Source organism: Deltaproteobacteria bacterium (assembly GCA_012522415.1).
Lineage (GTDB): Bacteria > Desulfobacterota > Syntrophia > Syntrophales > JAAYKM01 > JAAYKM01.
Map to the genome: position 1 here is coordinate 1 of JAAYKM010000060.1, position 15,417 is coordinate 15,417.

The 15,417-nt window shown below is 48.3% G+C and carries 12 protein-coding genes and 1 pseudogene; 5 read left to right on the top strand and 8 right to left on the bottom strand.

Annotated elements, in window-relative coordinates; all coding sequences use genetic code 11:
• The 7 genes from tadA to pyrR form a co-directional block, all read right to left on the bottom strand.
• Window positions 1–1,426: Flp pilus assembly complex ATPase component TadA (tadA, locus tag GX147_05755; protein ID NLN60198.1), on the bottom strand; the 1,426-nt coding region annotated here is incomplete at its 3' end.
• Window positions 1,427–1,484: 58 nt separating this feature from the next.
• Window positions 1,485–3,557: a glycine--tRNA ligase subunit beta gene (locus GX147_05760; GenBank protein NLN60199.1), complete on the bottom strand. Its 2,073-nt coding sequence runs from the start codon at window positions 3,555–3,557 to the stop codon at window positions 1,485–1,487.
• Between the two features lie 36 nt (window positions 3,558–3,593).
• Window positions 3,594–4,466 carry a glycine--tRNA ligase subunit alpha gene (glyQ, locus tag GX147_05765; protein NLN60200.1) on the bottom strand — a complete coding sequence of 291 codons (873 nt, stop codon included), beginning with the start codon at window positions 4,464–4,466 and terminating at the stop codon, window positions 3,594–3,596.
• Between the two features lie 128 nt (window positions 4,467–4,594).
• A complete protein-coding gene (recO, locus tag GX147_05770) occupies window positions 4,595–5,374 on the bottom strand; it encodes a DNA repair protein RecO (protein ID NLN60201.1) in 780 nt (259 codons plus the stop codon).
• On the bottom strand, window positions 5,364–6,680 hold the full coding sequence (locus tag GX147_05775; protein NLN60202.1) for a dihydroorotase: 1,317 nt from the start codon (window positions 6,678–6,680) through the stop codon (window positions 5,364–5,366). Before GX147_05775 ends, recO begins: the two co-directional genes overlap by 11 nt.
• Window positions 6,677–7,600, bottom strand: a complete 924-nt coding sequence (locus tag GX147_05780; protein ID NLN60203.1) for an aspartate carbamoyltransferase catalytic subunit — start codon at window positions 7,598–7,600, stop codon at window positions 6,677–6,679. Before GX147_05780 ends, GX147_05775 begins: the two co-directional genes overlap by 4 nt.
• 42 nt (window positions 7,601–7,642) lie before the next feature.
• On the bottom strand, window positions 7,643–8,164 hold the full coding sequence (gene pyrR, locus GX147_05785; protein ID NLN60204.1) for a bifunctional pyr operon transcriptional regulator/uracil phosphoribosyltransferase PyrR: 522 nt from the start codon (window positions 8,162–8,164) through the stop codon (window positions 7,643–7,645).
• A 395-nt stretch (window positions 8,165–8,559) separates the two neighbouring features.
• On the opposite strand from pyrR, the gene GX147_05790 reads away from it, so the two are divergent.
• From GX147_05790 to GX147_05810, 5 genes and pseudogenes are all read left to right on the top strand, one after another.
• Window positions 8,560–9,432, top strand: coding sequence for a radical SAM protein (locus GX147_05790; GenBank protein ID NLN60205.1), 873 nt, complete (start codon window positions 8,560–8,562; stop codon window positions 9,430–9,432).
• A 24-nt stretch (window positions 9,433–9,456) separates the two neighbouring features.
• Window positions 9,457–10,299: an HlyC/CorC family transporter gene (locus tag GX147_05795; GenBank protein NLN60206.1), complete on the top strand. Its 843-nt coding sequence runs from the start codon at window positions 9,457–9,459 to the stop codon at window positions 10,297–10,299.
• Between the two features lie 35 nt (window positions 10,300–10,334).
• Window positions 10,335–11,924, top strand: a complete 1,590-nt coding sequence (lnt, locus tag GX147_05800; GenBank protein ID NLN60207.1) for an apolipoprotein N-acyltransferase — start codon at window positions 10,335–10,337, stop codon at window positions 11,922–11,924.
• Window positions 11,925–12,998: pseudogene (locus GX147_05805) on the top strand (peptide chain release factor 2). It abuts the gene before it with no gap.
• A 154-nt stretch (window positions 12,999–13,152) separates the two neighbouring features.
• The gene (locus GX147_05810) at window positions 13,153–14,829 is read left to right on the top strand and encodes a LysM peptidoglycan-binding domain-containing protein (protein ID NLN60208.1); all 1,677 of its coding nucleotides are present in this window, start codon (window positions 13,153–13,155) and stop codon (window positions 14,827–14,829) included.
• Between the two features lie 11 nt (window positions 14,830–14,840).
• Here the strand turns inward: GX147_05810 and GX147_05815 are convergent, their stop codons facing one another.
• Entirely contained in the window at window positions 14,841–15,266 is a 426-nt protein-coding gene (locus tag GX147_05815; protein NLN60209.1) for a DUF3418 domain-containing protein, read from the bottom strand.
• Window positions 15,267–15,417 lie beyond the last annotated feature (151 nt).

Genomic DNA, 15,417 nt, shown 5'->3' on the forward strand with positions numbered 1-15,417 from the left:
GAATACGCATGACCACGTCCTCCACCGCACCCTGGGTGGGGATGGTTGCCACACGGAGTTCGATTTCTTCGCCGTTCTGCCTGCGAAATTTGATCTTACCGTCCTGGGGTTGTCTCTTTACGGTAATATCCAGGTTGGACATGATCTTGATGCGGGAGACAATGGCCGCCCGGTAATTGAAGGGGAGGGTTTGGTACAGGGAGCAGTCTCCATCCACGCGAAAGCGGACCTCAACATTTTTTCTGGAAATATTCGGTTCGATGTGAATATCCGAACTTCTTCGATTGCATGCGTCATTGATGACCTTGTTGACGATTTGCATGATAACACTGTCGGATTCCGTAATGACGTCGGCGTCATCATCGTCTTCATAGTGTTCTTCAGTCTCGGCCTGCCCCAGAATATCGATAATTGAAGAATCTTCCTTTGATGACTGATAGAAAAGGTTCACATACTTAATGATATCCTCGGCCATCGAGACGTCGTATTTGACAGCCTTGCTCTTAAGAAGGCCCTCGATCATGTCCTTTTTGGGAAGGTTGTTCGGATCGTCAACGATGACATGGATTTTTTGATCAACTTTACCGATGGGGACCCATAGTTCCCGACGGAGATAATCCTTTCGCAGGTTTGCCAACAAATCAGTCGGAATGGGGGTTTTTTCGTTATAGGGGATATACTTGCATTGGTAGAACTCTTCGAATGATTTACCGATATCGGTTTTGGATATTCTGTACTTGTTCATCAGGAAGTTTTCCATGGTTTCCTGGGCCTTCCTGGATTCTTCCCAGGCACTGTCGAGATCCTCTTCTTTGATCAGATCATATTTGATCAGGTAGTCAAAGCGGGTTCGCCGCCTCTTGGCGAGACGTTCCTGATTATAAAAGGCGACCGCCAGGACTTCAGCGATTTCCTTGGCGAATCCAACCTCTTCATCCGTAAATTTCTTTCCTGTTTTTTTGTTCAGCACCTGGATGACACCCATCAGGGTGTTGTTGCGCAAGATGGGCACTCCCAGGATTTGTTTGGTTTTGAATCCGGATTTCTTGTCCCAGCTTCCATCGAAGGACAGTTGCCTGTCTATTTTTTTCAGATCCTCTGTGACGTAGGCATCAGGGATGTTGACGATCTTCTGGGTGTTGGCGACAAAACCGGCAATACTTCGGTTGCTGATTGGAATCCGAATCTCCTGTAGTTTTGTTCCTGCTAAGAACATGGAGAAGATCTCGTTTTTATCACGATCGACGACATAAATGGTCATGGTTTCGGCATCGAAAAGTTTCAGGATACCTTCCTTCAGATCGACGAGAATCTGCTTGATGTTTTGCGCGGCGTGAATACGGTTGGTAATGTCCTGCAGGGCCTTGCGGATCTGAAGCTTTTCCTCCAGTTCCGAGATTTGTTTACTGGGAAAATTGAAATCCATATTTTATTCCCTGATTATCCATATATGTGTGTATGATCGTCCTCTTGGCTGTAAAACATTAATTTTCGGTGGAAATATATGAAAAGTCCGCAATTTCGTGAAACAATGACGAAATGGCCTCCAGCAGGGACAGGCGATTGAACCTGATTTTCTCTGCCTTGGCCATAACCAGAACGGATTCGAAGAAGTTGTCCACGCTGTCCTTCAATACGGCAAACTCTTTAAGACAAGTCAAATAGTCGTCCCCTTCGATCATGGCGGAGGTCTTTCCCCGGATACCGATAAACGTGCTGTAAAGCACTGATTCCACGTCGCTTTCGAACAGATCGGGGTCAATGGTGCCATCGCTGAAATTCTTGATGATATTTTCCACACGTTTGAAGGTTGTTGCCAGGGATAAAAAAACAGGATCGGCCTTAAAATTTTCCATGGCTCTGATTTTATGGTAACAACGGCAAAAGTCCCAATCTCCCGTAGCCAGAACGGCATCGATTACGTCGTAGGAAAATCCCTGAGCAGCCATCTGGTTTTCAAAACGTCCCCGGAAAAAATCAAGCACCTCAAGTTTAACCTCCTCGGCGGGTTTTGTGAGCTTTTTCTCAAGGATGGCTAGGCTCCAATCGACAAGCCCGTTGACGGGAAGTCTGTAGTTTTTATTGAGAACGATATTGATGATGCCGATGGCCTGCCTTCTCAGGGCGTAAGGGTCTGCCACGCCGGAAGGAATCAGGTTGACGCCGAAAAAACCAACGATTGTGTCCAGCTTATCGGCAATGCTGACGATGCTTCCCTCTTCCGTTTCGGGCAAGATCCCCCCTGAGGAAACGGGAAGATAATGTTCGTATATGGCTTTAGCCACTTCCGGGGATTCTCCCGACAGCAGGGCGTATTCCCTGCCCATCACGCCTTGCAGTTCGGAAAACTCTCCCACCATCTGGGTGTCGAGATCGGCTTTGGCAAGGTAAGCGGCTCGATCGACGGTTGGTTTGATCGAGGGGTCGAGGTAATCGGCAATATCTGCGGCCAGGGTTCGAAATCTCTCCACCTTCTCAAAGGAACTACCCAGTTTCGTATGGTAGATGACCTGTTTCAGGTCTTCAACCCGTTGATCCAGTTTGATTTTCTGATCTTCCTGGAAAAAGAAATCGGCGTCGGATAGTCGCGCCCGAATCACCTTCTCGTTGCCTTTTCGGACCACGTCGGGATCACGGGGGACGGTGTTGTTAACCGTGATGAAGTTGGGAAGCAGATCGTTGTTTGATGCGACGACGGGGAAATATTTTTGATGCGTCATCATGGATGTGATGAGTACCTCCCTGGGCAGCCTGAGATATTCCGGTGCGTAACTTCCGCACATTGCCGTGGGATATTCAACGAGAAATGTCACGGTATCCAGAAGTTCCGGATCGGCCAGGACATTGCCGCCAATGGAAGAGGCGGCCTGTTGAATTTCTTCCAGAATGATCTTTTTTCTCTCCTGAGGATCGACAATGACGAAATGTCGCTTTGTTTTCTCCAGGTAATCCTGATAATCGACGACGGGAAAAGAAACATTACTCATGAAGCGATGCCCATGGGACATCCTGCCGCTTTGAAGATTTTCAATGGAAAACGGGATAACTTCACCTCCGTACAAAGCCAGGATCCAGTGGATGGGCCGGGCAAAACGAAAGCCATAGGAGGACCAGCGCATGGATTTTTTGAAAGGGATCGTCGATATGAACCTGATGAGCAGGGTCGGCAGGAGGCCGATAGTCGCCTCGCCATCTGATTTTTTCCGGACACACAGGTACTCTCCCTTATCCGTTTTTATCGTTTCCACTTGCGAAAATTCAACCCCCTGACCCTTGGCGAAACCCAGTGCCGCCTTGGTGGGATTGCCCAGATCGTCAAAAGCGAATTTCTTAGCAGGGCCCATCTTCTCAACAATCACGTCATCCTGTTTTTCACCAAGATCCGATACGGTCAGCGTCAAACGGCGCGGTGTTCCCACTGTGCGAATTATTCCATGTTGCAGGCGGTTCTCCCTGAACATCTCTTCCGCCATGGTTTTCATATCCTCCAAGGCTTTCATTAAAAAAGTCGCAGGAATTTCTTCGGTACCGATTTCAAGCAAGAGTTCTTTGCCCATATCTTGCGTCCTTTCCCTGATGTTTCAAAAGACAAATTATGATTTTTTTAGCAGCGGATATCCCAGACGTTCGCGCTGGGTGAGGTAGAGATCGGCGCTCAGCCTGGCCAGATTGCGCACGCGCCCGATATAACTCGTTCGCTCTGCCACACTGATTGCACCCCGGGCGTTGAGTAGATTGAATGTATGGGAACATTTCAGGCAACAATCATAGGTTGGCAAGACCAGATTGTTTTCGGACATGCGGATCTCTTCTTTTTCATACATATCGAACAGTTGTCTGAGCATTTCCGCGTCAGCCTGCTCGAAGTTATAAACCGACCACTCGACTTCGCTCTGGTGATGAACATCCCCGTATCTGATCCGGTCGTTCCACTGCAGATCATAGACATTATCGATATTCTGGATATACATGGCGATCCGTTCGATGCCGTAGGTTATTTCAGCGCAGACCGGCTTCAGGTCGTGGCCGCCCACCTGCTGAAAATAGGTGAATTGCGTAATCTCCATTCCATCCAGCCAGACTTCCCAACCCAGCCCCCAGGCTCCGACCGTTGGGGACTCCCAATCGTCTTCAACAAACCGGATATCATGGTCCAGGGGATCGATACCAAAACTACGGAGGGAATTCAGATATAATTCCTGAATGTTCAGGGGTGAGGGTTTCATGATCACCTGATACTGATAATAATGCTGCAGGCGGTTGGGATTTTCTCCGTAACGCCCGTCGGTCGGCCGTCGGGAAGGTTCGACATAGGCCACATTCCAGGGCTCGGGTCCGAGTGCGCGGAGAAATGTGGCTGGATTGAATGTTCCGGCCCCTACTTCAAGATCGTAAGGCTGCTGGATGATACAGCCTTGATCCGCCCAATACCTTTCCAGAGCGAATATCAATTCCTGAAAAGTCAAAATCTCCTCCTTTGGAACCGTTCCATTTAGCCGGGACGCCTTCTGTGAGCACATCATGTGACTGGCGGTACCTAGCACGATGGTTTTGTGGTGTCAATATGAAATGGTTTTAAACAGGTCGATGGCGATCAGAGTCCCATCCTGCGCACGTCGTTCAACACATGCAAGGATTTTAGTTCTTTTCCCAGAAGATACCTGATAAAAGAGGAAAGGAGCCCTCGGCATTCCCGGGCGCACTGTTCAGTCATGAGTATCCGGCTCATCAGGTTCAGGTCCGAGTCTTTCCCCAACAGCATCGTCCTGATGGTTCCCATCGATACGGGCATAGAATCGTTCAATGGCCGTTGTTCATAACAGACCCGACAGCGGATGCTGCCTGTCGAAGGGCTGAAAAAGTAGGGCAGGTTCCCCTGGATGGGGCGATTGCATAGAGAGCATCGGTCAAGCATCGGTTCATATCCTGCAAGACGTAAAAAACGCAGCTCGAAAAAACGGATCATGCCATCCGAATATTTTTCTTTTTCCAGAATATTGAGGAAATGATCCAATAGATGGAACAGAGCAGGTTGTCGTTTGCCTTCCAGGATGAATTGATTCGCCAAATCCATGAAATACGCTGCAGTCAGGGACTTTTCAAGATCATCCCGTATACCTGAATGATGATCGACGATGGCGGTTTCTTCGACCAGCGACATTTTGCTCCCTTTTCTCCGGGAGAAGAGAACGGAGAGACAGGTAAAAGGTTCCAGGGCGTTGGCGAATCTTTTTTGACTCTTACGCGCGCCTTTCGCCATGCCGGTGATTTTTCCCATGTCTTCGGTAATAAAACTGACGATGCGGTCGGCATCTGAATAATCAATAGTCCTGAGGACGATACCTCGTGTTTTGAAGTGGTGTTTAGCAATCATGGTCTGCCAAGGACGATCCGTTATATTTTATTTCACCCCCGACAAAGGTCATGACCGCTTTTCCCTGCATCGGCCAGTTTTCATAAGGGCAATTCCGGCTTTTAGAATGAAATTGCTGCGAATCGACGTTCCAGTGACGATCGGGATCGATGACGGTGATATCGGCGATGGCTCCAGGACGCAGGGTCCCTAAAGGGAGTCCGAGGATTTTCGCCGGATTCGTGCTCATTTTGGATACAAGTTGCGAAAGGGTTAAGCATCCTTCTTTTACCAAACGTAACGACAATGCCAAAGATGTTTCCAGTCCGATCATGCCTGAAAGGGCATATTCGAATTCCAGCGCCTTTTCGGTGTCGGCATGGGGGGCATGATCACTGGCGATGGCGTCGATGGTCCCATCCCGAAGTCCTTCCTTGATCGCCAGCACATCGTCGGCTGAACGAAGCGGCGGATTGACTTTCAAACGTGTGTCGAACTCCCGCAACAACTCGTCCGACAGAGTGAAATAATGGGGTGCCGTTTCCGCTGTAACCCGGATGTTTCCGGCCTTGGCGTTCCGAAGCAGGGCCACGGCCCCCCGGGTACTGACGTGCGCAATATGGACGGCAGCTCCCGTGTAAGCGGAGAGGAGGATGTCTCTGGCAATCATCACTTCTTCTCCGATGGCAGGGATCCCCGGCAGACCCAGTTCAGTGGATACTTTCCCCTCATGCATCAGGCCTCCTGCGGTAAGGTCGGTATCTTCAGCATGGGAAATGACCGGCAGATCAAGTGACTGCGCATATTCCAGCGCCATGCGCATGAAACGGCTGTTCATGACAGGTCTGCCGTCATCTGATATGGCCACAATTCCGGCCGCTTTCATATCCGCGTATTCCGCCATTTTTTCGCCTTTCAATCCGATGGAAATGGCCCCAACAGGATACAGCCTCGCCAATCCGCAGGCCTTCGCCTTTTGGATCATGTAGTTTGTTACCGCCCGATTGTCGTTACAGGGATCGGTGTTGGCCATACAGGCCACTGCCGAAAAGCCTCCAGCCGCCGCCGCGGCGGAACCGGTTTCCACGGTTTCCTTGTATTCGAATCCGGGATCCCTGAAATGTGTATGTATGTCAATGAGCCCCGGTGTTACGATCAGGCCCTTCAGGTCGATGACACGGACGTTCATGTTGGAATTTCCAGCCCCGCCGGGTTTTAAGTCCTGTCCGATTTCTGCAATCCGGCCCTCATCAATGAGTAAGTCTCTGATTCCGTCCAGATCCTGGGATGGATCAATGATTCGGGCTCCCGTAAGAAGCGTTTTCACAGGGTTCCTCCCGCGAGAAGGTATAAGAGGGCCATCCTTAAGGCTACGCCGTAAGTGACCTGTTCAAGAATAACCGAGTGGGCTCCGTCCGCCACTTCCGAAGATATTTCCACGCCCCGGTTCAGGGGACCCGGATGCATGACAAGGACATCAGGACTTGCCTGGGCGATGCGCTCCCGGTTGAGGCCGTATTGTGAGGCATATTCACGAAGTGATGGAAAGATGTTCAGTTGTTCTCTCTCTGTCTGGATACGGAGCATCATGATCACATCGGCATCACGGATTGCCTCGGACATATCCGTATGCATGGTTACCCCGAGATGTTCCATGAATCGGGGCAGCATGGTGGAGGGTCCCGCAAGATGGACATCCGCGCCAAATTTAGTCAACCCGAATACGTTGGAACGCGCCACACGGCTGTGTGAAATATCTCCCACGATAGCAACTTTCAAACCGGCAATGGTGCCTTTTCTGGAACGTATCGTCATCATGTCCAGGAGTGCCTGGGTCGGATGCTCATGGGCGCCGTCTCCGGCGTTGATGATCGATTGCCTGATCAGCTTCGCAATCATATGCGGTGCGCCGGCCGCGCTATGGCGGATCACCACGATATCGGGATTCATTGCTTCAAGATTCCTGGCCGTGTCCATGAGGGTCTCGCCTTTAAGAAGGCTGCTGGAGGACGCCGCAATATTGATGGTGTCCGCACTCAATCTTTTTCCGGCGACTTCAAAGGACGTTCTCGTACGTGTGCTGGGTTCAACAAAGAAATGAATAATGGCCTTGCCCCTCAAGGTCGGTACCTTTTTTATGTCCCGTGTGGATATCTCAACGAATGAATCGGCGGTGTCGAGGATAAAATTGATTTCATCCACCGAGAGCGTCTTCATTCCCAGAATATCCTTTTTCCTCCATTTCATGTCATTATCCCCGACGTCCCTGTCCTGATTTTCCGTTCTCTCTCAATTCTCGCTTTCTTCAATAACCACTTCGTCTTTATGGTCATTTTCCTTCAAACGAACGGAAACGGCTTCCCATAATGAGGATGGAAATTCTTTCCCGATGAAATCCGCACGGATGGGCAATTCACGATGCCCCCGATCGATCAACACAGCCAGTTGAATCCGTTTCGGTCTGCCGAAGTCGATCAGGGCGTCCATGGCTGCCCGGATGGTCCGGCCCGTAAACAGCACGTCATCGATGAGAACCAGTTTTTTGTTGTCCAACGAAAAGGGGACGTCGGTTCTTTCCAGGCGAGGTTTGTCCTTCTTCCGTCCGATATCGTCCCGGTAAAGCGTTATATCGAGAATACCCATGGGAACGTTTATCCCTTCGATCTGGGCGATTTTTTGCTGAATTCTCTGGGCGAGGGAAACGCCCCGTGTTCTGATTCCGATCAAGGCCAGGTCTTCGACCCCCTTGTTCTTCTCCAGAATTTCATAGGCAATACGGGCGATGGACCTGTCAATGCGATCCGCGTCCATAACGACTCTTTCTTTAGCAATGATGAAAACCCTCAGGATTAATTAGGATTCTGACACGAGGATACCGTCACGGTGAGATGGAAAGAAAAGCTCTGAAGATTCCGGCAAAAAAAAACCTCCCCGTAAAAAGGGAAGGTCCATTTTTGATCTGGTTCGTAAAAAACGCCATGCATAATTTTTATGGCCTTTTTCGCAAAATATTTTGTTCCATGTTCAGATAAAAATGATAAGAAAGCTACAAACAAAAGTAGATTTCCTATACAGAATCCTCATGGCCATGTCAAGCTCAAAACGGCCTGGGGGGTGGGGTTTTTTACCACCTTGTCTTTTCCCCGGATGTGAGATAAATTGCTGGGAGGTCATACGGGATTCTTGGGCTATTACGGGGCTGCTTTATGAAATACGAAGGAGTGATTATAAGACCGCCGAGCGAGGCACACAGCCTTTTGCTCCAGGTGACCGTCGGCTGTTCTCACAACCTGTGTACTTTTTGCGAAACATACAAGGATAAGAAATTTCGGATCAAAAGTATCGATGAGATCAGAGAGGATATCCTCGAAGCCGGCGGCTACCGGAATGTTCAACGGGTTTTTCTGTGCGATGGGGACGCCCTCATCGTTCCTCAGGCGAGGTTGACCGAGATTATACGGATGATCAAAACCCACATACGGGGAGTTGAAAGAATCAGCACATACGGAAACGCCAAAAGTGTTTTAAGGAAGACGGCCGAAGAACTGAGGGAATTGCGAAAAATGGGCTTGGGCATGGTTTATCTGGGCGTGGAAACGGGAAGTGACGCCCTGCTTGAAAAGATCAGAAAGGGTGTCACCGTTGCCCAAACCATCGAGGCAGGCCGAAGAATCAAACAGGCAGGGATGCTTCTTTCCGTTACGGTTATCCTGGGATTGGGGGGCGTTGAAAAGAGTACGGAACACGCTCTGGAAACAGCAAAAGTCCTTAGCGCCATCGATCCGGATTATGTGGGGGCCCTTACCCTGATGCTGGTTCCCGGAACCCCCCTGTATGAGGATTACAAAAAAGGTCACTTACCGCAACCCGATCAATTCGGCTATTTAAGAGAATTAAGCCTGATCATCTCCCATTCGGATTTCACCAACTGTTTCTTTACAGCCAACCACGCTTCCAATTACCTGCCTGTCCGGGCCAGACTTCCTGAGGAAAAGGATCGGGTGGTCACCATGATTGATCGTATCATTTCCGCCTCCGACAAGAGCATCTTACGGCCCGAGTATCTCCGTGCCCTCTGAGCGACGATCTATGACTTGACGACCATGAAACACGACAAACAAACAGGCATCCTGACCATTCTTAAAAAATTCTTTGTGGAAAGAGACCACGAACAACTGGAGCGGGAACTGCAATCTCTTTTGGACGCGGGGGAAGAAAACGGTTTGATCGATCCGCAGTCCGGCGAGATGATCCAGAGTATTCTAGAATTCCGGGATACAATTGTGCGCGAAGTCATGATTCCCCGGACGGAAATGATCGTGCTCAAAGCGGAGACTCCCATGGAAGAGGTCATCGACTTGATCATGAAGCACAGTCATACCCGTATCCCTGTTTATGAAGATCATCTGGACAAGATCATCGGAATTTTAAATGTAAAGGATCTGTTGAAGTTTTGGTCCAGGGAAATTACACAGGAGGATTTTTTGTCGGTTTTGCGCAAACCTTATTTTGTTCCGGAAACGATGCGCACCAGCCTGTTGCTCCACGAGTTAAAGGTGAAAAAATTCCATATGGCAATTGTCATCGATGAATATGGTGGCACTGCCGGTCTTGTTACCCTGGAAGATTTGATCGAAGAAATTGTAGGGGAAATCAGTGACGAAGATGAAACGGTTCCTAGGGAAGAAATGGTTAAAATATCGGAAAACACCTATTTGTGGGATGCAAGAACCGAAATCGAAACGGTCGAGGAGTTTTTTGATGTTGAGTTTCCTGAAGGGAATTACGAAACCCTGGCCGGATTGATATTTCATCAATTCGGTAAAATCCCCTGTGTGGGAGATTCATTCCAGATGGACAACCTCGAAATAACAGTCGAACAGGCTGACGAAAAAACCATCAAAAAGGTCAGAATCGTTCTTCTGGACTCGGCGCCGGGTCATTAAGGCAACCCTTTCAAACCTCTTCCGGCAATTTTCAGATGACTCAATCCATTTCGCAAAAAATCAAACGGGGCCTTTTCCAAAACTACCCTTCAATCGGCCTCTCCCTTTTTTCCGGCGTCCTATTGATTTGTTCATTTCCAAAGTTCGGTGTCGGCTTGGTGGCCTGGTTCGCATTTGTGCCTTTGTTTTTCGCCCTTCGTACGACTCATGAACCTCTGAAAGCCGCCGGTTGGGGTTTTTTGACGGGAATGGTCTGTCATATCGGGTTGCTGTACTGGATTTCCCATGTCGTAGTTATGTATGGGTATCTGCCGCTTTATATCGGCATTTCCGCCATGATTCTCCTTTCCTGCTTTTTAAGTGTTTATTTTTCTGTTTTTTCAGCGGCCCTGGTCTTTCTACGCAACAAGGGTTACTCGGAAATCGTTTCAGCCCCCCTGCTCTGGACATGCCTGGAATTCCTGAAATCGCATCTTTTTACCGGATTTCCCTGGGAAAACCTGGCCTATTCTCAGTATAAATATTTAACCATCATTCAGTTCGTTGATATTACAGGTATTTATGGTCTGTCTTTTATTATCATGTTCGTCAATGTCCTGCTGTTCGATCTGGTCGGGCAGCAAGGGGATAAAAGGAAAATCGTGAATGAATGGGTTGCGGGATGCATAATCCTGACGCTTTTGATCGGATACGGGAAATTTTCCCTGGATCGTATCCATGCCGAACTCAAGCAGGCGGAAGCGATGGAAGTCTCCCTGATTCAGGGCAATATTGATCAGAATATCAAGTGGGACTCTCGATATCAGGAAGAATCTATTGAAATCTACCGAAACATGTCTTTAGCCAAAGCCCCTGTGGGACGTGGTCACATTGTCTGGCCGGAGACGGCGGCCCCCTTTTTTTTTCAGGAACCCCTGGGTTTGTCTGAGGTTGTGCGCGGCATCCCACGACTTTCGTCGGACTGGCTTTTGCTGGGGAGTCCCAGTTACACTGAAGAAAACAGACATATATTTTATATGAACAGCGCCTTTCTGGTCTCTCCCGAAGGGAAAATCACCGGAAAATACGACAAGGTGCACCTTGTACCTTATGGCGAATATGTGCCGTTACGCAAATATTTCCCTTTCATTAACAAACTCGTTGCCGGTATCGGGGATTTTCGTAAGGGGGAGACGAACACGCCTTTGCCATTCGATAATCATTCTCTTGGAATATTAATTTGTTATGAGGGCATTTTCCCCGAGTTAAGCCGGGCGTACAAAAAATACGGTGTCAAGCTTCTGGTCAATATCACGAATGACGCCTGGTTCGGTCATACATCGGCGCCATATCAACACCTGTCCATGACGGTTTTCCGCGCGGTGGAAAACCGTCTTTTCTTCCTTCGTTCCGCAAATACGGGGATCAGCGCCATCATCAGTCCTTCCGGTCAAATTATCAAAAACAGCGAATTGTTTCAAAGAACGGCTCTACGCGGCAGCGTGAAATTTCTTGATCGAAGGACCATCTATGCCTTATATGGTGATATCTTTGTTTATTTCTGCCTCTTACTGTTAGGCGCTGTTTTTTTTAGTTCAATTAAAGGAGAACTCTTGTCATGCTGGAAGATCTTATCGAACAAATAAATGATTTAAGAAAAAGGATCGATCGTATCGGGGAGTATCTTTGACATCCAGGAACTGGAGTACCAGATTAAATCACTCGAAAAGATTTCCTTGGAGGACAATTTTTGGAATGACCAGGACAAGGCGAGAGAAATTCTGAAGAAAAAGAGCCGGATGGAAAACACGCTCCTTCAGTGGCGGAATAATACGTCGGCTCTGACTGATCTGGATACGCTTGTGTCCCTGGCCGTTGAGGAAAAGGACCACTCCTTTCTGGAAGAAATTGCCGAAGAGGTCGCATCGCTGGAAAAGGTGATCCGCAATCATGAACTGAAGATGATGTTGCGCAAGGAAGAGGACGCAATGAATGCGATCGTCTCCATCCATGCGGGCGCCGGAGGAACCGAATCGCAAGACTGGGCGGAGATACTTTTGAGGATGTATCTGCGCTGGGCTGAAAAAAAGGATTACAAAACTGAAATCATTGACTGCCAGCCTGGAGATGAGGCGGGTATCAAGAGTGTTTCTTTCACCATGGAAGGAGAATATGCATACGGGTATATCAAGGCCGAGATCGGTATTCATCGTCTCGTGCGAATTTCTCCTTTCGATGCGAATGCCCGCCGGCATACATCGTTTGTCTCGGTATTCGTGTATCCCGAAGTGGAAGATGACATCGTCATCGAGATCGACGAAAGCGATTTGAGGATCGATACCTATCGTTCGACCGGTGCCGGCGGACAGCACGTGAACAAGACGGATTCTGCCGTCCGCATCACCCATCTGCCCACGGGCATTGTCGTTCAGTGCCAGAATGAACGTTCACAGCATAAAAACAAAGCCATGGCCATGAAGTATCTGCGATCACGCCTTTACGATCAGAAATTGCAGGAAAAAAACGAAAAAATGGACGAAGTCCATAAAGTCAAAAAGGATATTGCCTGGGGCAGCCAGATCCGTTCCTATGTGCTGCATCCTTATAAAATGGTAAAAGACCATCGGACGAATATCGAGGTGGGCAATGCGGCCCGTGTGCTGGACGGGGATATCGATGAGTTCATCAATGCCTATTTAATCATGGATTCCACGCTATGACGCCGGGATGATTTCACTTTATTTGTAAAACGGCCATGACCGATTTATGTTTTTTCGTTTTTCGTTTTATGCTATAGGGATATCCCTGTTTGAATGAAATCGATGGTGATGAGATGATCTTTTCCAAATTAGTCAGTGAGGACTCATTATGATTATGAAAAAGCCGGTTGTGTTTTTTATCGTTTTTCTGTCATTCTTACTTTGTACACCCACCTTGATTCAAGCCAAAAACGCGTATTTCCAGAAAATATTCCTGGGGGAATCCAATCCCGCTTCGGACAGTAATTGCCGGAGCGCGGAGGATGGCTCTCCAAAAAATAAAACCGGTTCCGATACCCGAATACGAGGACCCCAGGCTGGTCCTTTGGGCGCCGTTGATTTTTCTCGGGAAGGGGAGAACGACGAAGAGACCGAAACGGAACAGGACATCATGGAGATATCCCTTTCCCTCATAGAGGATTCGCAGAAACTTTGGGAAAAGGGGGATATTGAAGGGGCCATCAGGCTGTTGGATCAGGCCTATGAGCTGATGCTCAACACCAACGGTGACTCGGATATCGCACGTCAAAAGGACGACCTCAGGTTGCTGATCTCGAAACGAATTGTCACGATCTATACGTCTCTTCAAACAAAGACCAACGGTAAATACAGTGAAATCCCGTTGATCATGAACGAGGATGTCCGGAAAGAGATACGCTTGTTTCAGACGGTGGAAAGGGATTTCTTCATCTCTTCCTATCAGCGATCCGGATATTACCGGGCCATGATGGTCGACGAATTGAAGAAGGCCGGTTTGCCCGAAGAATTATCGTGGCTTCCCCTGGTTGAAAGCGGTTTTAAAATCTGTGCCCTGTCCCGAGCGCGGGCCCTCGGTCTGTGGCAGTTCATCCCCTCGACGGGCTATAAATACGGGATGAACCGTGATGAATGGATCGATGAACGGATGGATGCAGAAAAGGCAACCAGGGGCGCCATCGCATATCTCAAGGATCTGCACCATATGTTCGGAGATTGGCTGACTGTTTTGGCAGCGTATAATTGTGGGGAGGGCAGGGTATTAAAGGTTATTTCCCGGCAGCATATCAATTATCTGGATCATTTTTGGGATCTTTATCGCCAACTTCCCTATGAAACGGCAAGATATGTTCCGCGGTTCCTGGCCACCCTTCATATTATTCGGAATCCGGCAAAATACGGCATGGATTTGGGGGTGACCTTCGAAAACGATACGCCCTATCCCTACACCGTTGTCAAGACGGATCGCAGCATGCGCCTTGCCGATATTGCGGGGAAAATGGAAATACGGGAAGAAATACTGAATATTCTCAATGCCGAATTGAGACTGAGAATAACCCCGGAGAGGGGTTACGATTTGAAAGTTCCCTCTTCAGCGGATTTGAAACTGTTGGCCGCCCTGGACGAAATACCGCAATGGGAAAGACCGGCACCTGGACCCAGGGCGGAACGTCCCAAAACAAATTATGTGCGACATAAGGTACAAAGAGGAGAGACCCTGACCGGTATCGCCAGAAAATACGGCACAACCATAAGCGAGCTTCAAAAGAAGAACAACTTATCAAAAAAGACACTCATAAAAGTGGGACAGGTTTTAGTGGTTCCCACCCAAGGATCCGGGTACGTAAATACAGGGGGGAAGAATAAAAGGGATAGCGGGAAAAGGGCCAATATACGTTGTTATAAAGTAAAAAAAGGGGACACGTTGGCCTCCTTATCCAGGCGTTTCGATGTTTCCATAGATGACCTGAAGAAAATGAATAAGATAAAGGGGTCCCTGATCAAAACCGGAACAACGATCCGAATCATTCAATGACCGGTTTGCCCTCAGCCAAGTCCCCTGATTTCCCCGATTTTCTCCATGAGTCTCTTGGGAGAAACGGGTACGAGGGTCTTTATCTCTTGCGCAAAAATCGATATTTTGTATTCTTCAATCATCTTGCCTAACTCGGAGATGGCTTTTCTTGTTTTCTCCGAATAAACCGGGGATAAATTCTCTACCAGGTCATTGTAAGCCTCCTGGAATTTGATGACAGGTTCTTCTTTAAGCCTGTCTTTTCCCAGATTTTGGCATCCCCGTTCCGTTCTGATTTTTATTGTCCTGATATAACGCATGAGATTGTCCCAATCATCTTCCGAATAGTCCATAAAAAAATCAGATGGCACGAGTGCATCCAGGTCTTTTTTCCGTTTATCAAGGAATTCCAGAACGATGGGGGTACTCTTGTTTTTGCGGGTAAGGTTTTCGATCACTTGACGAGCATCGTCATACTGCTTCATTAGTCGTATCTGAAAAACATCATAACCATTTAATATTAATTGACAATGATCATTTTTTATGCGATGTAATTTGCAAGATTTTAACCCTTAACCCCTATTTTTCTTGCAAATTACACAGATGAAA